27 protein-coding genes are annotated in these 16,100 nt (G+C 65.2%); all 27 read left to right on the forward strand.

All coding sequences use genetic code 11. From position 1 onward, the window contains the following. The coding region (locus A9310_RS25995) for a hypothetical protein (protein ID WP_175401163.1) at nt 1–356 on the forward strand (356 nt) is incomplete at its 5' end. Nucleotides 357–382: 26 nt separating this feature from the next. Next, complete coding sequence (locus A9310_RS17170) at nt 383–1,093, forward strand: site-specific DNA-methyltransferase (protein WP_217492969.1); 711 nt, start codon at nt 383–385, stop codon at nt 1,091–1,093. Nucleotides 1,094–1,298: 205 nt separating this feature from the next. Continuing rightward, nucleotides 1,299–2,066: a hypothetical protein gene (locus A9310_RS17175; protein WP_065631679.1), complete on the forward strand. Its 768-nt coding sequence runs from the start codon at nt 1,299–1,301 to the stop codon at nt 2,064–2,066. After that, the gene (locus A9310_RS17180; protein WP_065631680.1) at nt 2,063–2,332 is read left to right on the forward strand and encodes a hypothetical protein; all 270 of its coding nucleotides are present in this window, start codon (nt 2,063–2,065) and stop codon (nt 2,330–2,332) included. Before A9310_RS17175 ends, A9310_RS17180 begins: the two co-directional genes overlap by 4 nt. A gap of 180 nt (nt 2,333–2,512) precedes the next feature. Then, complete coding sequence (locus tag A9310_RS17185; protein WP_139104662.1) at nt 2,513–2,887, forward strand: hypothetical protein; 375 nt, start codon at nt 2,513–2,515, stop codon at nt 2,885–2,887. Further along, a complete protein-coding gene (locus tag A9310_RS17190) occupies nt 2,887–3,297 on the forward strand; it encodes a hypothetical protein (RefSeq protein ID WP_065631682.1) in 411 nt (136 codons plus the stop codon). Before A9310_RS17185 ends, A9310_RS17190 begins: the two co-directional genes overlap by 1 nt. Nucleotides 3,298–3,505: 208 nt before the next feature. Beyond that, the gene (locus tag A9310_RS25670) at nt 3,506–3,922 is read left to right on the forward strand and encodes a hypothetical protein (protein ID WP_139104663.1); all 417 of its coding nucleotides are present in this window, start codon (nt 3,506–3,508) and stop codon (nt 3,920–3,922) included. A 3-nt stretch (nt 3,923–3,925) separates the two neighbouring features. Further along, nucleotides 3,926–4,720, forward strand: a complete 795-nt coding sequence (locus tag A9310_RS25675) for a hypothetical protein (protein WP_139104664.1) — start codon at nt 3,926–3,928, stop codon at nt 4,718–4,720. After that, nucleotides 4,717–5,214 (forward strand): hypothetical protein, encoded by a 498-nt coding sequence (locus tag A9310_RS17205; protein ID WP_065631685.1) that lies wholly within the window; start codon nt 4,717–4,719, stop codon nt 5,212–5,214. The genes A9310_RS25675 and A9310_RS17205 overlap by 4 nt, the downstream gene beginning before the upstream one ends. Next, nucleotides 5,211–5,582, forward strand: a complete 372-nt coding sequence (locus A9310_RS17210; RefSeq protein WP_065631686.1) for a hypothetical protein — start codon at nt 5,211–5,213, stop codon at nt 5,580–5,582. The genes A9310_RS17205 and A9310_RS17210 overlap by 4 nt, the downstream gene beginning before the upstream one ends. Nucleotides 5,583–6,087: 505 nt before the next feature. Next, a complete protein-coding gene (locus A9310_RS17215; RefSeq protein WP_065631687.1) occupies nt 6,088–6,348 on the forward strand; it encodes a hypothetical protein in 261 nt (86 codons plus the stop codon). 2 nt (nt 6,349–6,350) lie between these two features. After that, nucleotides 6,351–6,482 carry a hypothetical protein gene (locus A9310_RS26510; RefSeq protein ID WP_302621827.1) on the forward strand — a complete coding sequence of 44 codons (132 nt, stop codon included), beginning with the start codon at nt 6,351–6,353 and terminating at the stop codon, nt 6,480–6,482. Next, nucleotides 6,479–7,132, forward strand: a complete 654-nt coding sequence (locus A9310_RS17220; RefSeq protein WP_065631688.1) for a hypothetical protein — start codon at nt 6,479–6,481, stop codon at nt 7,130–7,132. The genes A9310_RS26510 and A9310_RS17220 overlap by 4 nt, the downstream gene beginning before the upstream one ends. A gap of 275 nt (nt 7,133–7,407) precedes the next feature. Next, nucleotides 7,408–7,899: an HNH endonuclease signature motif containing protein gene (locus A9310_RS17225; protein WP_065631689.1), complete on the forward strand. Its 492-nt coding sequence runs from the start codon at nt 7,408–7,410 to the stop codon at nt 7,897–7,899. A gap of 132 nt (nt 7,900–8,031) precedes the next feature. Next, on the forward strand, nt 8,032–8,214 hold the full coding sequence (locus A9310_RS25680) for a hypothetical protein (protein WP_139104665.1): 183 nt from the start codon (nt 8,032–8,034) through the stop codon (nt 8,212–8,214). Nucleotides 8,215–8,228: 14 nt separating this feature from the next. Further along, nucleotides 8,229–8,606: a hypothetical protein gene (locus A9310_RS17230; RefSeq protein ID WP_065631690.1), complete on the forward strand. Its 378-nt coding sequence runs from the start codon at nt 8,229–8,231 to the stop codon at nt 8,604–8,606. After that, nucleotides 8,603–8,845, forward strand: a complete 243-nt coding sequence (locus A9310_RS17235; protein WP_065631691.1) for a hypothetical protein — start codon at nt 8,603–8,605, stop codon at nt 8,843–8,845. The genes A9310_RS17230 and A9310_RS17235 overlap by 4 nt, the downstream gene beginning before the upstream one ends. After that, nucleotides 8,842–9,171: a hypothetical protein gene (locus tag A9310_RS17240; protein WP_065631692.1), complete on the forward strand. Its 330-nt coding sequence runs from the start codon at nt 8,842–8,844 to the stop codon at nt 9,169–9,171. Before A9310_RS17235 ends, A9310_RS17240 begins: the two co-directional genes overlap by 4 nt. A 14-nt stretch (nt 9,172–9,185) precedes the next feature. Then, entirely contained in the window at nt 9,186–9,596 is a 411-nt protein-coding gene (locus A9310_RS17245) for a hypothetical protein (RefSeq protein WP_065631693.1), read from the forward strand. A 122-nt stretch (nt 9,597–9,718) separates the two neighbouring features. Beyond that, the gene (locus tag A9310_RS26635; protein WP_368072719.1) at nt 9,719–9,904 is read left to right on the forward strand and encodes a hypothetical protein; all 186 of its coding nucleotides are present in this window, start codon (nt 9,719–9,721) and stop codon (nt 9,902–9,904) included. A 71-nt stretch (nt 9,905–9,975) separates the two neighbouring features. Next, nucleotides 9,976–10,308, forward strand: coding sequence for a hypothetical protein (locus A9310_RS17255; RefSeq protein WP_254661287.1), 333 nt, complete (start codon nt 9,976–9,978; stop codon nt 10,306–10,308). After that, complete coding sequence (locus A9310_RS17260; RefSeq protein WP_065631696.1) at nt 10,280–11,851, forward strand: terminase large subunit; 1,572 nt, start codon at nt 10,280–10,282, stop codon at nt 11,849–11,851. The genes A9310_RS17255 and A9310_RS17260 overlap by 29 nt, the downstream gene beginning before the upstream one ends. A gap of 13 nt (nt 11,852–11,864) precedes the next feature. Next, nucleotides 11,865–13,214 (forward strand): hypothetical protein, encoded by a 1,350-nt coding sequence (locus A9310_RS17265; RefSeq protein WP_065631697.1) that lies wholly within the window; start codon nt 11,865–11,867, stop codon nt 13,212–13,214. Then, nucleotides 13,211–14,422, forward strand: a complete 1,212-nt coding sequence (locus A9310_RS17270; RefSeq protein ID WP_139104666.1) for a head maturation protease, ClpP-related — start codon at nt 13,211–13,213, stop codon at nt 14,420–14,422. The genes A9310_RS17265 and A9310_RS17270 overlap by 4 nt, the downstream gene beginning before the upstream one ends. Nucleotides 14,423–14,425: 3 nt before the next feature. Continuing rightward, nucleotides 14,426–14,788 (forward strand): DUF2190 family protein, encoded by a 363-nt coding sequence (locus tag A9310_RS17275; RefSeq protein ID WP_065631699.1) that lies wholly within the window; start codon nt 14,426–14,428, stop codon nt 14,786–14,788. Nucleotides 14,789–14,815: 27 nt separating this feature from the next. Continuing rightward, a complete protein-coding gene (locus A9310_RS17280) occupies nt 14,816–15,739 on the forward strand; it encodes a hypothetical protein (protein WP_065631700.1) in 924 nt (307 codons plus the stop codon). Next, nucleotides 15,736–16,095, forward strand: coding sequence for a hypothetical protein (locus tag A9310_RS17285; RefSeq protein ID WP_065631701.1), 360 nt, complete (start codon nt 15,736–15,738; stop codon nt 16,093–16,095). Before A9310_RS17280 ends, A9310_RS17285 begins: the two co-directional genes overlap by 4 nt. The last annotated feature ends 5 nt before the right edge of the window (nt 16,096–16,100 follow it).

Raw genomic sequence — 16,100 nt, forward strand, 5'->3', positions numbered from 1 at the left:
TCGGTGGCGATCCCGTCGTGTACGAGTACGACACCGAGGTCCTGGAGGTCCACCATAACGGCGAGTGTGGATGCCGGTCGGCCTGCGAGTTGGAGGTCACGATCCCGTCTGCTGACGCCGAGTTCATCGCTGCATCCCCGACTCTCGTGGCAGGACTCCTCGACGAACTCGATTGCCTGGAAACCGACCTGGAGGCGGCGGCATATCGGCATGTACAGCTACAGGCGCGGATCGGCAAACGCGACCGCACCCTCGCCCGCATCCAGGCTGTCGCCGCCGACGTCGACCAGGACGGCGGACACACAGGACCCACACTCGCCCGCCACATCCTCAACATCATCGGCGGTGAAGCATGAACGAGCCCTACTACTCCGACAACCTGGTGACGCTCTACTACGGAGACTGCGTCAGCGTCATGGAATCGATCGGCGACCAGAGCGTCGACACCGTGCTCACCGACCCGCCGTACTCGTCAGGCGGTCGACGTGAGAACTCTCGATCGCTGCGGAAGTCAATGACGCGTGGCACCTCCGACGACGATTGGATTCGCGGAGACGCTATGAGCACCAACGGATTCATGCACCTGATACGGCTCTGCGGTATCGAGTGGCGGCGCATCCTCAAGCCTGGTGGACACGCTCTCGCATTCATCGATTGGCGAATGGCCGCAACCCTGGCCGCGGCACTGGAAACTGCCGACCTGCGGCAACACCCGATCCTGGTGTGGGACAAGCAGAGGCTCGGTATGGGCGCTGTGTTCCGTAATCAGCACGAGTTCATCGTGCACATGAGCGCGGGCAATCCGACCCCACCTCTGCGACGCGACGTGCCAAACGTGATCGGCGTACCTCCTGTGCGCGGCGGTGACCATCCGACCGAAAAGCCGGAACCCCTATTGAGAACGCTCCTCTCGGTAGTCGCAGCATCAGGGTCGGTAGTCCTCGACCCCTTCGCTGGCAGCGGCGCAACACTCGCCGCGGCACAGTCTCTCGGCATGAAGTCGATCGGCATCGAGGCGGACGAGAGGTACTGCGAAGTCATCGCGGACCGAATGAGTAGACAGACCATGTCGCTGTTCGGTGGTGTGTCGTGATTGCCGCCGCCATCCTCTGCACCCTCCTCACCCTCGCCGGCGTCTGCGTCTGGCGATGGCAGGCACGCATGAACGCCCGACCCTCCGAACACAATTCGATCACCGGCACAGGAGCCGACGTATGACCACGAAACCATGCAGCCGCCCAGGATGCGAGAAACTAGCCACCAGACGCGGACTCTGCCACGCCGACTACATGGCACACATGACCCGACAGATGGCCTACGGGCGTTGGGAATCCGGATACGTCGATGCCCAACCCGCCCGAGAACACGTCGCCAAGTTGCGTGCGGCCGGAATGGGTACCCGCACCATCGCCCAAAACGCCGGCATCTCACGCACGATCCTGCAATGCCTCATCCACGGCAAACCCCGGCCCGGAGCAGAACATCGCGACCCCCCGTCAAAAACCATCGCCAGATACAACGCCGAGAAGATCCTCGCCGTACCCATCCCCGACGACATCCGCGACAACTCAGGAAACATCGACGCCCTCGGCACCCGCCGCCGCCTGCAAGCACTCATCGCCTACGGATACTCCCAACGCGACATCAGCCGCCGCCTCGGTTACGCCGCGGACAATCTCTCGAGCATCGTCAACGGCGACCTTGCCGCCGTGAAACCGTCCACTCGGGAACGCGTGGCCCGGCTGTTCTCCGAGCTTCAGGTGACACCCGGTGACTGCGCCCGGTCACGCAACCGCGGCCGCGCCAACCGGTGGCCGCTACCTCTCGACTGGGACGAAGACACCATCGACGACCCCACAGCCAAAGCGACCCGATCAATCATGCGCCCCTATGACCCCCGCCAGGACGAAGAGAAGATCGCAGACCGCCGAACCCGCGTCGCCAAACTCCTCGACGCTGGGCTGTCCGCCTCTGAGATCGCAGTCCAACTGCGCTGCACCGTCCGCACCATCGAACGGGACAAGACGGCAATACGCGAAGCCGATTCCCTGAGCGCCGCCTCATGACCGACCTGATGCAGATCGTCGAGTTCGGCAACCAAACCGGCGATGACCCCATCCGCTGGGACGGCCACACCAGCCAATATCTCGTGCCCGCCACCAACCGGACCCGCATCCTCGACCGCGAACACGCCAACGGCCACATCCCCGGCGCCGACGGATGGCTCACCTTCGGCCGCGACCTCGGACTGCTCTACGGCACCCACATCTGGCACTGGACCCGCATCCGGTGGGAGACGGTGCCGCACCTCGAAACACAGGAACTCCCATGACTCGGTCCCGCGGCATCATCGCCGACCGCATCGCCCAACGACGGGAGTGTGTGAATCCTGTTGCGGCACAAACAGAAAACAGCAGAACAAAGGGTAGAATGAGAGCGACCCCGACGGGTGCTGACACACCCAGCCGGGGCCTAACCACCACCCAACTGAGTACACAGAAGGGAGGGGCTGATGACTGATTCTAGCCCCCACAACGACGAGCAACTCCGCGACATCATCACCGCCGCTGTGATGGGCAACGAGTTCCTCGCGGACACGATCGTGAGCGCCATCCACGAGCACTACGTCTTGACGCCGAAGCTGCCCACCAACCTCGCGATTGCTGTGAACTGGTATGCCACCAAGCGGCACTTCATCGACCCGAACTCGACGCCGAACGAATACTCGGGGGCAACCTCCTACCGCGCCATGTGCGGCAGCTTCTCCGTGTGGGACCCGACTGATGATCGACTGAACAACAACATCACTCGACGCCGAAACGGCAAAGGCATCGACAGCTTGCCGCTGTGCAAGCTGTGCGCCAAGCGTGCCGAGGTTGGTGCGTGATGTCTGTTCCTTCCCTGGCCACTGTCATCGCCAAGCACCGGTACCGCGAACAAGACCACTGCACCATCGCCGGTATTGCCTACTGCTGGTGCGGTTGGTCCACCAAGATCGTCAGCACCCACAAGACCGCCATCACACTCCACGGCGAACACGTCGCTGCCGTCATCCGCGACAGCCGGGTGGTCCGGTCAGACAACCTGGACGACTCCTGGCCCACAGGCACCGTCATCCAAGAGATTCACGACTGCGGGGAGCTGTGTGAGAACTGCTTCTATCCGCCGTTGTGGGAGATGGCTTTCCAGTGCGGATGGTCTCGCGTTGGGAAGATGTATGACCCCGGCGACGATCAGCCGGCGTGGCCGTGTCGCGTCCTGTACCTGCCCGCTGATGAGGCGGAGGTACAGCAGTGAGCCCGATTAAAAAGTGGTGGCACCTCCACCCAGAACTGCGGTTCCTCTGGTGGGGATTCACCCACCCATCCGTCCCAGTCCCGCCCTGGCAGAACGATCCCCATTCACAACAGCTACGGGTCGACGTGTTCACCCCAGTGATCGCGGAGATCCGCCGTGATGAGCAGATCGCCCGCGGCGTTACCGCAGACGGATCGGAGGTACAGCAGTGAGGACTGAAGCCGAGATCGTCGCATCCGCCCGAAATACACAACCCTTCTCCAACGGCACCGAGTTTTACGAATGGTCAGGCAACTGGTGTGACGACTGCCATTCGCCAGCAGAGAAAGCGTGGCGTGACTTCGAAGCCGGCAAACGCAAGAAGCCGCTGAAGGAATACCCGGGCGGCTGCCCACTCCTGGCATGCGCAGTCGCGCACAGCAAAACGCCGATCGAGTGGATGGAACAAGACCCGTTCAGCTTGGCCGACCGCTACCACTGCATTGAGCACCGCGGTCCTGACGACGGTGGGCATGAGCCACGCCCGAAGCCCGAGCCGCCGAACATGGACGGCTTGTTCGAGCGACCCGAACGTCGGGTCCGGCTGCTGTCTCAGCCCGAAGAGGTAAGAGCGGAGGTGCAGTAGCGCGTGGCCGAATGGTTCGCGGCGTCCTCCCGCTACTACAAGGATCTCGACGACATGGGGGTCAGCGAGACCGCCCAGACATGCTTTATGCGCATCCTCGCGTACATCGCGGAACAGGAGAATCTGGACGGGTTCATCGCCGAAACCGCTCTCAAAAAGCTCGGTTTACGGTCAGTTTCGCGACGAGTTGATGAACTCATTCGGTATGCCATTCTGACGCCAAGTGAGGACCCGTTGGGCTATCACGTCAGGGCCTTCGACAAGTGGCAAGGACCCCTAATTGCCCACGTCAGAAAGAAATCGCGCGATCGAGACCGAATCGCAGAGAAGCGTCGTGTCGCGGATTTGTCGCGCGACAGTCGTACGACTGTCGCGACACACAGAACAGAACAGAACAGAACTACTACTTACGTACCTGAGTCAGCTCACGTAAGTGACACCCGCGAACACGAAGAGCGGCCCACAGGGCCAGCGATCCGACCCGACGCAGCCCGCCTCGTCCGCGACATCATCCCCACCGAACACCCCAACGCCGTCCGCACCGCGCTACGCCTCAAAGCATCCGAGATGCTCCGCGCTGGCACCGACGAAACCGACGTCGCCGACGCCCTCCAGCTGTGGCTCACCAAACCCAACGTCGGACCCGGAATCCTCCCATCACTCGTCAGCGACGTCATCAAAGCCCGAAGACCCACAGCGGTCGTCGCCAAACCATCCAAGCTCCGCGGCATCGCCCAACTCGCCGCCCAAGCCCGAGCCGAAGAACAAACCCACACCCGCCGGGAGATCGCCCAATGACCATCACCAAAGCCGACGCCCTCGAAATCATGGCCTGCGTCGCCGCCTGCCACCCCCGCACCGCACCCCGCTGGCACGACGACCCCGAAGCCGCCGAGTTCACCGCCAACACCTGGGCGCGCATGTTCAACCGCCACAACCTCGAACTGCGCGACCTCCTCACCGCAGTCGAACGCCGCGCCGCCGACACCACCGACACCGCACCCGAACCCGGCGAAATCATCCAGGCCGCCCGCACGGTGCGCCGCGACCGCTCCGACGCCGAGATGGGCACCGAGGAAGGCCGCGCCCGCCGAGACGCCGCCATCGACGCCAAGGTGCAGCGGATGGTCGGGCCGCTCGCGAACCGCCTCGGATCGCTCGACCGGCCGGCGTTGCGCGCCGTCCACCCCGCGTCAAGACCCACATCCGGCGACCCGGATCGCAGAGCCCAGGCCCGCGCCGAACTCGACGCACTCCGCGACGCTGGCGCCGAAGACGGGGGAGTCGCATGACCGTCCACACGATCACCGTCCCGATCCGCCGCCCCGCCATGCTCGCCAACGACCAGAGGCGCGCGCACTGGACGAAAGTGCGGGACGCGAAAGCCGAGACGCAGTCATTGGTGTGGGCATGCGCGAAACAAGCCCTCATTCCAACGCTGACGACCCCAATCCGCATCGTGGTCACCTGGTACGCCCCCGACCAACGACCACGCGACCCAGACGGCCTCGGACCCTTCAACAAAGCCGCCATCGACGCCATCGTCGCCGCCGGAATCATCCCCTCCGACTCCTGGGACCACGTCCTCACCGTCGCCTCAGCCATCCGCCCCGACCCCCAAAACCCGCGCATCGAAATCCAACTCGAGGAGGCCTCGTGACCGATCAGAACATGCCCGCCCCGCTCGCAGGAGAGACCGTGGACGCTCTACCGCGCCTCGTTGAGGTCGAAGTACCCGCCAACGCATTCCGATGCTCCTGCGGCGAATGGTGGACCGCAATCTCGGCCGCACACTGCTCCGGCTGCCACCTCACGTTCACCTCGGTCTCCGGTTTCACCCTTCACCGCAAAGGCGGCAAGTGCTCGGTACCCGCTGATCTCGGGATGGTCCTCGCTGACCGCAAGTACCCGGCGTGGGCAATGCCAGGCACCTGGAGTGGACCTGAGGGGGACGTATGACCGGCCAGCTCGTGTTTCCGAACTCCCCACCCACCTACTGCTGGGTCTGTCGAGCGATGCGACAGATCAACCCGTCCGGTTGTGGACCCGAATGCTCGGAGGAACAGTGACCCGACCTAGACGCCATCGAAGCCCGCGTAACCGCAGCCACACCCGGACCGTGGGAGGCAGTCCTCTGCGCGTGCGAAATTCTCCACGGGAACGGCGTGTGGTCGGTCGGGATTGTCGATTCAGTCTTCGAGGACGAGGTGAATCTTCGTGCCCCAGACGCCAAGTTCATCGCCGCAGCGCGAGCTGACGTGCCCGCTCTGGTGGCTCGTGTGCGGGAACTGGAAGACGCGATCGAGCGAGCCATGGAGGAGTGCCGCAAGACCGGCGAGCACAACGCACACGCGAAGCACCTGAACATTCGGAGCGCCCGGTTGCTCGCTGTTGAGGTGCTCCACATCCTGGGTGGTGCGTCGTGAACATGGACTGGTTTCGTCCCCGACCGGCCATCGAAGAACGGGCCCCGCCGCAAGACACCAAACGCGCCGAAGCCCGCCAGTGGTGGGCCGACCAACCCGCCCGCATCGCAGCACGACTCGAGGAGCACCAGTGACCGACACCGCACCGTTCCACGACGCCTACAACCAATTCGACAACGCCATCCACACCCTCATCGGACTCAGATGGACCACCGTCCACCACTGCACCGGCACCAACCACAAACCCGACTGCTCCTGCAACGGCACCACCAACGCCTGCCAACCATCCCTCTACACCCAGATCCGCGACGACATCGAAGGACTCAACGGCGGTGCAGGGCGAGGCAAATCGGAATCACGCCCCCCACTCTGGGTCGACGGCATCGACTGGCTGAAGAAGGTCGACACCCTGACTGACACGCTGGCACCCGGCGGGACAGGCGGTGTCGTAGCCAGACTCGACGACCTCACCCGCCACTCGTTCGGCCCGGACGACACCAGCTGGCTGCAGAAGTCGACGAAACAGGTGAAGGCGATCGTCGTCGAAGGCAACACCCTTCTGCAGGGCGAAGAGATCCGCCGCTTCGACGTCGTCGCCCCATGCCCCCAGTGCGGCGAGCGGACGGTGTACCGCAAGGATTCCGGCGGCGACTGGGTACGCCAGACCGCGCTGCAACTCACCATCCACGGCTGCATGTGCGTCGCCTGCGGAACGTGGTGGGACCGCGACCACCTCAACTTCCTCGCCGAAGTCATCGGCTGCGAACGAAAGGAACTCGCATGATCGTCTGGGAGTGGCTCCTCACGGCCACCGTGACCGTGCTTCTTCTCGCGGTCTCAGCTGGGATCGCATGGGGACTAACGCGATAGTCAGCGTGTTGTGCTTGACCCGCAACAAACAGTGATACAGTGGTCCTTGGTCGACCAGTGTGCCCGCAGAAAGTTGCAAAAGCCCAGGTCGGCATTCTTTTTGCCTAAATCAGGCACCAGACCAAAACAGACCCCCGCGCCTGCTGGAACAGGCCGGGGGCTTGGTCAAACCTCTGTGGAAGGTCCAACATGCCCGACTATACGTCCATCCCCACCAACGCCCAAGACATCATCAGGTCCCGCTCCCACGAGACCGACACAGGATGCTGGGAATGGAACCGGGACACCAAGAAGCGTTACCCGCACGTGATGGTGCGCGGCGAAAACTATGCAGCACATAGGCTCTCCTACGTCGCGTTCAACGGGCCCATCGGAGAGCTGCACGTCTGCCACACCTGCGACAACACGCACTGCGTGAACCCCGCCCACCTCTTCCTGGGTACGCACAAGCAGAACATGGAAGACATGGCAGCCAAGGATCGTGGCCCGAGAGAGCTACGAAACAGCTGCGGGAAACTCACCGACGACGAGGTTCGGCGGATACGTCAGCTTCACGACCGAGGCTTCCCGAACTCCTGGATCTATCAGGAGTTCCCACATATATCCAAGGGGCATATCCGGAAGATCGTGAACCGCTCAGTCACCCAAGAGGGTTACGTGGTCCGCGACAAGGCCGGGTAGACCGAAGCTTCCCGCTACCGGGATGGCGCGGAACGTGACCGCGCCGGCCTCATAACTCTCGCCAGTGACAACGGCCGAAACCAACACGTACAACCACCCATCCATCGGGGCATCCGCAGAATCGAGACAGCCATGGCTGTTGTGGAAATCGTTGCGACACGGATCATCATGTGCGTCGTCATCCCCGCCGCGTGGGTTCAGGGCTGGCAGATGCGGCGCGCCAACCACCGCACAGCCGCGCAGAAAGCGCGCGACGAATGCCGGTGCGGATGCTGCGGCATCATGGACGAGCTCAGCGGCATCGACCTCGACTGAACAGGAGGGTGTCTGTGCCTGAGTTCATCGCCCGCACCGACCCCAACTCCACATCCGGCCGCACCGGGCCCGGACGCTGGGCCATCGTCATGACCCCCGTCCCCGGCGTCCTCTGGACCAACGACATCGACGCAGTCGGGTTCGTCGCGATCGGCCAGGTCGCCGACACCATCTTCGACTCGACCAACATCGACGAGCTCATCCAGATGGGTGTCGACGCCGGCCGCACCGCCACACAGGTCTTCGACACCAACGCCAGCACGTACGGCAAGTCGGTCAGCGAAGGCGAACTCACCAACTGGGGGCGCCCCACCACACGGTTGAAGTTGGACCCGCCACCCCATATCACCAAGCGCGAGATCCTCGATCAGACAGCAGGAGGTCTGGCGTGATCATCCTCATCGCGCTCGCCATCCTGGCAGAGTCGTACATCCCGCTCGCCTCGAGCAAACGCCGTCGAGCAGCCGCGATCCCCGAGGCTGTGCAGGCTGAGTACGCTTCGGGCGGCAAGCACCGTGCCGAGCATCGCCGGTCGTACGGTTCGAATGCCGGTGACTCCTACTGCCTCGGCTGTCGCTGGGAAGGCCCGTACGACGAGTTCGACGCCCACATCCCGGACGGCGAGCAGTGAGACTCACACCCGCACAACGGCGCGAGGCCCTCGCCAAGATGGGCAACGGCTACCAGAAGCAGATGTTCCTACTCGGACTGCGATGCAAAGCCCTCGAGCACGAACAGATCAGCGGCGAACAGAAGCGGCGCCTCGAATCCGAACTGCTCCCCGCCATCCGCCGCGTCCACGAGAACCAGCAGAAGCGCAACAAGCGCGGCCTACTCGCCATCCAAATCCAGCAGGCCACCACGATCTTCGCTGACATCTTCGGCGAGGACTGGCACCCACGACCCGACAACCCAGTCCAGCGCGAGTGCATCGCCGACCTACAGACCCCGCTCTGAACAGGAGCAAGCCCATGACCACACTGATCCGCACCTGCAGCACAGTCGAGCTGACAGGCGACCGCCAGTCCGGCAAGACCGAGACACTGATCCGGACAGCCATCGCCGACGCGACAGCAGGACGCCGCGTCCTGTTCGGCACCTACCGATGGGCAGTCGCGCGCAACACCTTCGACCGAATCAGCAGCCAGATCGACAACGACTGGATCACCCGGATACGTCGCAGCAACGGCAACCTGCGGATTGACCTCGTCAACGGTGGACTGATCGACGTCCGCGCAGTCACGACCAACGGACAGCGCGGCCTCGACTGCGACACCCTGATCCTCGACGACGCACACGAGTACGAACAGCACGTCGAGTCGGCGATGTGGTGCGCCGCGGCCAGCCCCAACCCCCGCGTGTACATCGCACGCGTGAGCTGATGCCAACAGCCAAGCAACGCAACACAACACAACGAGGACTCGGGTGGAAACACCAGAAACAACGAGCACGACTCCTCGCCCAACACGTCGACGGAACACCCTGCTGGTGGTGCGGCAAACCCATGCACAAAACCCAAGCACTCGCCGCCGACCACACCCACGCCCGAGCACACGGCGGCACCACCGCCGACCGACTCCTCCACGACCTCTGCAACAAAGAACGCGGAGACGGCAGCCGCGACCACGAACGACCCGCACTCCTCAAACTCCGCGGCGGACACCCCGCCAACAGCCTCAACTGGGGGTGACCAATGACCACACCCCCCGAAAAATCCACACCCCCCGGGGGACCTGACTACCAGGGGGAGTCAGCATTTTTTTGCACGGCTCGGATTTCGAGGCGGCGGGGTCGGCGCTGTGGGCCGATCTGGCCGACGAGGCGGACCCGTATTCGCTGATGGTGATGGTGATCGAGGCGTGTCGGCTGGCTGATCGGCTGGCGAAGTTCGATCTGCTGTTGCGCGGGGACATCGATACGTGGGCGCGGCTGACGCATCGCACGCTGACCGACGACTACGAGCTGAAGATCGACTCGGCGGCGGCGGAGGCCCGGCAGACGGCGGGCGCGCTGCGGCAGATCCTCGCCGAGATACGCCGCCAGAAGAGCGAGCAGGACAACCCCGGTGACGGTAACCCTCTCGACGATCTCTGAGTTCGACGTCGATGCGGCGTTCGCAGAGATCGTCGCGAAGGAGTGGCCGAATCTCGAGGGCCGGCAGACCCCGCGGTCGCTCTGCTTCACCGAGGGTGACACCGAGCTCGGTGAGAAGGCGTGCAAACTGGCGTTTCGCGCCGGGCGGATTCGGGCTATGCCGTGGCAGTCGTGGTCGCTGGACCAGATCATGGCGAAGTCGCCTGACGGGACGTGGACGCACCCCGAGTGCTGCCTGATCGTTCCGCGGCAGAACGGCAAGTCGCTGATCCTGGTGATCCGCGTGCTGTACGGGCTGTTCAAGCTCGGCGAGAACATCGTGTTCTCGGCGCATCAGTGGGAGACCGCGAAGGCGCTGTGGAAGCGGGCGTGGGCGATCGTGAAAACGACGCCGTGGCTGAACAAGCTGGTCGAGTCGCACACATGCAGCCAGGGGCGCGGCACGATCGAGCTGGCGTCCGGGGCGAAGGTCGTGTTTACGACCCGGTCGGCGAACGCCGGCCGCGGCCTCGACAAGGTCGATCTGGTCATATACGACGAGGCGTACGACCTGACCGAGGCCGACATGGCGGCGCTGTCGCCGACGAAGATGGCCGCCGACGACCCGCAGACGATCTACACGTCGTCGGCAGTCAACCAGGAGCAGCATCCGAACGGCCAGGTCCTCGCGGCGGTCCGGGAACGCCTGCTGCTCAGCGAAGAGGGCCTGTTCGGCGCCGAATGGATGGCGCCCGAGGAGTTGGATCGGTCGGAGCCCTCGACGTGGCGGTGGGCGAACCCGTCGTTCGGGGTGATCCAGACCGTGAAGAAGCTGGCCGCCGAGTTCAAGGCGATGGCCACCGCGGCAGGACGCAAGAGCTTCGATGTCGAGTATCTGGGGCGCGGTGACTGGCCGACCGAGGTCACGTCGATCGACCCGGTCATCGACCCCGACCTGTGGGGTGACATGGGACAAGCCAATCCACCGGTTCGCGGTTCGATCGCGCTCGGCGTGGACATGACCGCCGACCAGCGGTGGGTGACGATCGCCGCGGCGACGTGGACCGAGAAGGACGACAAGGATCTGGTTCGCCTCGAGATCGGCTACCACGAGGCGCCGTCGCGGGCGGTAGTCCGAAAGATCCTCGAGCTGATCAACCGGTGGGACCCGTGCGTGCTGGTGATCAACGGAACGAGCCCGGCGAAGTCGCTGGTGCCCGAACTGGCGAACGCCGGGATCGAGCCGGAGTTGACGTCGTCGTCGCAGATAACCGAAGCGTGCTCGGGGTTCTACACCGCGGCGGTGAATCACGAACTGTCGCACGCCGACGACCCTCGCCTGACCACCGCGCTGATGGGTGCGGAGAAGAAGGAGTTCTCGGGCGGCGCATGGGGCTGGGACTACCGCTCGGACGTGGTGCTGTCCCCGCTGCAGGCCGCGACGCTCGCGTTCTGGGGGCTGCAGGCGTTCGGAACGTCCACTGTCCCAGACCAATCGGCCACCCAGGTCGAGACCAGCACGTCCGAGTACGTCGATGACGGCCTGATGGCCGCCGGGTTCTGAAGGGAGGGACTTCGTGGCGAAACCGCCTACCCAGGAGATCGGGTACGCAGCCGAGATCGGTATCGATGGCACGTTCTGGCAGCCGGCCGAGGAGACTCCCGAGCTGCGGTGGCCGCTATCGGTGCGGGTATTCGAGCAGATGCGGCGCCAGGACGCCCAGATCACGTCGGTGCTGCGCGCGGTGATGCTGCCGGTGCGACGCACGAAGTGGCGTCTCGACCCGGCCGACGCGCGCCCCGAGGTCGTGGAGCACATCGCCAACGATCTCGGCCTGCCGGTCAAGGGCGGCGAGGAGCAGGTGTCGCGGGCGCGGCGCCGGCGCGGCCGGTTCTCGTGGGAAGAGCACCTGCAGCTTGCGCTCCTGTCAATCCAGTACGGGCACATGTTCTTCGAGCAGGTGTACAGCCTCGGCGACGACGGCCTGTACCACCTGAGGAAGCTCGGACCGCGCATGCCGCGCACCATCTCCGACATCAAGGTCGCCCGCGACGGCGGGCTCGTCGCGATCGAGCAGTACGGCTTCACCGTCGACACCGACCTCGTCAGCATCCCGGTCGATCGGCTCGTCGCCTACGTCAACGAGCGCGAAGGCGGCGATTGGGTCGGCAACTCACTGCTCCGTCCCGCCTACAAGCACTGGCTGATCAAGGATCGGCTGCTGCGCGTCCAGGCGCAGACCATCGAACGCAACGGCATGGGCGTCCCCGTGTACGAGGCCGGCCCGAACGACGATCAGACGCAGATGGACCGCGGCGCGAAGATCGCCCAGTCCTACAAGGCCGGAGCCGCCTCCGGTGCATCGACACCGAACGGCGCGAAGCTGCGCCTCGCCGGTGTCGAAGGGAACCTGCCCGACGCCAACCCGGCCATCCGCTACCACGACGAACAGATCGGCCGCGCCGTGCTGGCGCACTTCCTCAACCTCGGCACGCAAACCGGTTCGTGGGCTCTCGGATCGACGTTCGCCGACTTCTTCGTCCTGTCGCTGCAGACGCTGGGCGAGCAGATCGCCGACGTGGCGAACCAGCACATCGTCGAAGACCTCGTCGACGCGAACTGGGGACCCGAAGAGCCCGCCCCACGACTGGTTTTCGACGAGATCGGTTCCCGCAAGGATGCCGTCGCGTCGGCTTTGAAGCTCCTCGTCGACGCCGGCATCCTCCACACCGACCGGGCGCTCGAGGAGTCGGTGCGCCAGGACTACGGGCTGCCCGCTGCCGACCCCGAGAGCGCCGAATCCGACCCCGAAACAGCGCCCGAACAGCCCGAAACCGACTCTGAACCGCCGAATCCGCCCGCAAACAGCAGGATTCGGGCCCCGAGAGCGCGAATCGACCCCGAAGGAGCGCTGACACTGTGGTGAACGCACGCATCCCGGCCATGGAACGCCTCCTGGCGTCCCAGCCGAAAGACCAGCAGGCCAAACGGAGCTGGTTCGAGTTCCGCAACGCCGACACCGACGACGACGGACCCGTCGAACTGTTCATCTACGACGTCATCGACGACTGGTTCGGCGTTTCGGCCGACATGTTCGCCCGCGAGCTATCCGGCATTGATGCCGAGGAGATCACGGTCCGGATCAACAGCCCGGGCGGCAACGTGTTCGACGGAATCGCGATCCTCAACGCGCTGCGCGGCCACAAGGCCCACGTCACCACGATCGTCGACGGCCTCGCAGCGTCGGCGGCGAGCTTCATCGCGATGGCCGGCGACGAGATCGTGATGAATCGCAACGCGGAGATGATGATTCACGACGCCTCCGGCGTGTGCATCGGCAACGCCAAGGACATGGCCGAGATGCACGACATGCTCGAACGCGTCAGCAACAACATCGCCTCCATCTACGCCGACCGCACCGGAACCGACGCCACCGAATGGCGCACCGCGATGCTCGCCGAGACCTGGTACTCCGCCGACGAGGCCGTCGACGCGGGTCTCGCCGACCGAGTCGAATCCGCCGGCGACCAGAGCGCCGAGAACGCGAAGAACCGGTTCGACCTGTCGATCTTCAACTACGCGGGCCGCGACAAGGCCCCGACACCGACTCCTCTCGCTGCCACCGGGGCGCCAGAGGTCAATGGAGGAAAGGAGGCCATCACCATGGCCACCCTGAATGAGGGCCTCGCGGAGCGCCTCGGCATCCCTGCCGACGCCGACGACGAGACCATCCTGTCCGCGGTCGACGAAGCGCTCGCCGAACGTGCAACCGGCGAGCCCGAACAGCAGGAACAGCAGCCCGCCGCGCACCTGCCCGAGGGGGTCGTCGCAATCGACGCCGCCACCCTCGAGGAACTGCGCGCCGCCGCGACGCGCGGCGACCAGGCCCGCGCCGAGCAGGAGCGCGTCGGCCGCATCTCGGCCGTCGACGACGCCGTCCGCACCGGCCGGATCTCGCCCGCCCAGCGCGAAACCTGGCTGAACCGCCTCGAAGCCGACCCGGCCGAGGCTGACGTGCTCAACACGCTGGCACCGGTGTATCCGGTCACCGGCGAGATCGGGCACGCCGCCAACCCCACCAACCAGGACGACGGCGACTCGATCATGACGTCGCTGTTCGGACAGGAGGCCTGAGTCATGCCCGAGTACGCACCCATCTACAAGCCCGGCCAGTCGATCACCCGCACCACCTCCGGTGCCGTGACCGCCGGCCAGCTGGTGGTCGTGTCCGGCAACGACACGGTCGCCGCATCGTCGGCCGCCACCGCCGCCTGGCTCGGCGTGGCCGCCCACGACGCCGCCAGCGGCGAGAAGGTCACCGTCCACACCGGCGGCGTCCACGAGCTCGCGGCATCCGGCGCGGTCACCGCGGGAGACGCCGTCATCCCCGCCACCGGCGGCGCCGTCGCGACCCTCGGCTCCGAAACCAACTACGCCCGCGTTGTCGGCGTCGCGCTCGCCGCGGCGGCCAACAGCAAGGTCAAGGTCCTCGTCCGATAACGGGCGGAATCAGAAAGGAAGGCAGACATGCCCATTCACTATCCGCCCGCCGCGCCGACGCTGTCGGGTGACAACCTCACCATCAGCCGGTTCCTGAAGGACCCGACGCTGGTGGCCCGTCGCCTGCGCACCCTCGCCGAGCAGCGGTTCATCGCAGACGTGCTCCTGCAGGGCCGGTTCCGCACCGAATCCGGCTCCGTCCTGTACGAGACCGGCGAGTCGATCTACGCCGACCGGGCACCCGAAGCGGTCGCCCCCGGGTCGGAATACCCGCTCACCACCATCGGCACGGGTGACGCGCAGATGGCCAAGACGGTCAAGTGGGGTCGCGACGTCGAGATCACCGACGAGTCGATCTCGCGGCAGAAGATCGACCCGGTCAACCGCGGTCTCACCAAGCTGGTGAACAACACCGTGAAGACCATCGACAGCGTCTCGCTGTCGGCGATCGCCTCCGCGGTCACCCAGTCGACCGCCGCGTCCGCGTCGTGGGCGACGGGCACCCCGAACATCTTCCGCGACATCGCTCGCGCGAAGGCCAACATCCGGGCGCTCAACGAGGGGTTCGAACCCGACACCGTCGTGGTCGACGACCTCACCTTCGCGAACATCATCAGCGACCCCGCGTTCTCGCTGCTGCTGCCGCGCGAATCCCGCGACACCCCGGTGTTCACCGGCAACTTCCCGGTGATCGACGGCATGCGGATTCTGCCCACCCCGAACCTGCCGGTCGCCGGTGTCGCGCTCGTCGTCGACACCACCCAGCTCGGCGGCATGGCCGACGAGAACCTCGGCGGCCCGGGCTACGTGTCCGCCGAAGGGGTCGGCATCCAGGTCAAGACCATCCGCAACGACGACGAGGACAAGTGGCGCCTGCGCGCCCGCCGCGTCACCGTGCCGATCGTCCTCGAGCCCAAGGCGGCCTGGAAGATTACGGGGGTCTCGGCATGAGATACACCGTGACTGCCGCCCTCGTGGTGGCAGCCGACACCGAGGGGAAGTTGAACTACCACTACGAAGGTGCGCACATCGCGTTCCTGTCGGAGGAGGACGCCGAACGGTTCCTCGCCGACGGCATGGTGGTGGAGACCGCCGATCTCGCCGACGAGGCGTTCATCTCGCTCGCGGAGGATTCAACTTCGGCGCCGGCCGACGGCGGGGACCCGCCGTCCCCGGCCGGCGACGGCGCGCGTCCGCCGAAGACCGCGTCGAAGGATGCGTGGGTCGACTTCGCCGAGGCGAAGGGCATGTCCCGCGCCGAGGCGGAGGACATGAGCAAAGCCGACCTGATCCAGGCGCTCGGCTAGTCGGT

Origin of the sequence: Gordonia sp. UCD-TK1, assembly GCF_001691435.1 — a bacterium.
GTDB classification, from domain to species: Bacteria; Actinomycetota; Actinomycetes; order Mycobacteriales; family Mycobacteriaceae; genus Gordonia; species Gordonia hongkongensis.

What these genes read in the sequence shown, in the direction of transcription:
- A9310_RS26635 (WP_368072719.1), top strand. Translation starts at nt 9,719, where the DNA reads ATGCACAAAACCCAAGCACTCGCCGCCGACCACACCCACGCCCGAGCA.
- A9310_RS17275 (WP_065631699.1), top strand. Translation starts at nt 14,426, where the DNA reads ATGCCCGAGTACGCACCCATCTACAAGCCCGGCCAGTCGATCACCCGC.
- A9310_RS17185 (WP_139104662.1), top strand. Translation starts at nt 2,513, where the DNA reads ATGACTGATTCTAGCCCCCACAACGACGAGCAACTCCGCGACATCATC.
- A9310_RS17280 (WP_065631700.1), top strand. Translation starts at nt 14,816, where the DNA reads ATGCCCATTCACTATCCGCCCGCCGCGCCGACGCTGTCGGGTGACAAC.
- A9310_RS26510 (WP_302621827.1), top strand. Translation starts at nt 6,351, where the DNA reads ATGGACTGGTTTCGTCCCCGACCGGCCATCGAAGAACGGGCCCCGCCG.
- A9310_RS17205 (WP_065631685.1), top strand. Translation starts at nt 4,717, where the DNA reads ATGACCATCACCAAAGCCGACGCCCTCGAAATCATGGCCTGCGTCGCC.
- A9310_RS17210 (WP_065631686.1), top strand. Translation starts at nt 5,211, where the DNA reads ATGACCGTCCACACGATCACCGTCCCGATCCGCCGCCCCGCCATGCTC.
- A9310_RS17225 (WP_065631689.1), top strand. Translation starts at nt 7,408, where the DNA reads ATGCCCGACTATACGTCCATCCCCACCAACGCCCAAGACATCATCAGG.
- A9310_RS17180 (WP_065631680.1), top strand. Translation starts at nt 2,063, where the DNA reads ATGACCGACCTGATGCAGATCGTCGAGTTCGGCAACCAAACCGGCGAT.
- A9310_RS25680 (WP_139104665.1), top strand. Translation starts at nt 8,032, where the DNA reads ATGGCTGTTGTGGAAATCGTTGCGACACGGATCATCATGTGCGTCGTC.
- A9310_RS17245 (WP_065631693.1), top strand. Translation starts at nt 9,186, where the DNA reads ATGACCACACTGATCCGCACCTGCAGCACAGTCGAGCTGACAGGCGAC.
- A9310_RS17190 (WP_065631682.1), top strand. Translation starts at nt 2,887, where the DNA reads ATGTCTGTTCCTTCCCTGGCCACTGTCATCGCCAAGCACCGGTACCGC.
- A9310_RS17285 (WP_065631701.1), top strand. Translation starts at nt 15,736, where the DNA reads ATGAGATACACCGTGACTGCCGCCCTCGTGGTGGCAGCCGACACCGAG.
- A9310_RS17175 (WP_065631679.1), top strand. Translation starts at nt 1,299, where the DNA reads ATGACCCGACAGATGGCCTACGGGCGTTGGGAATCCGGATACGTCGAT.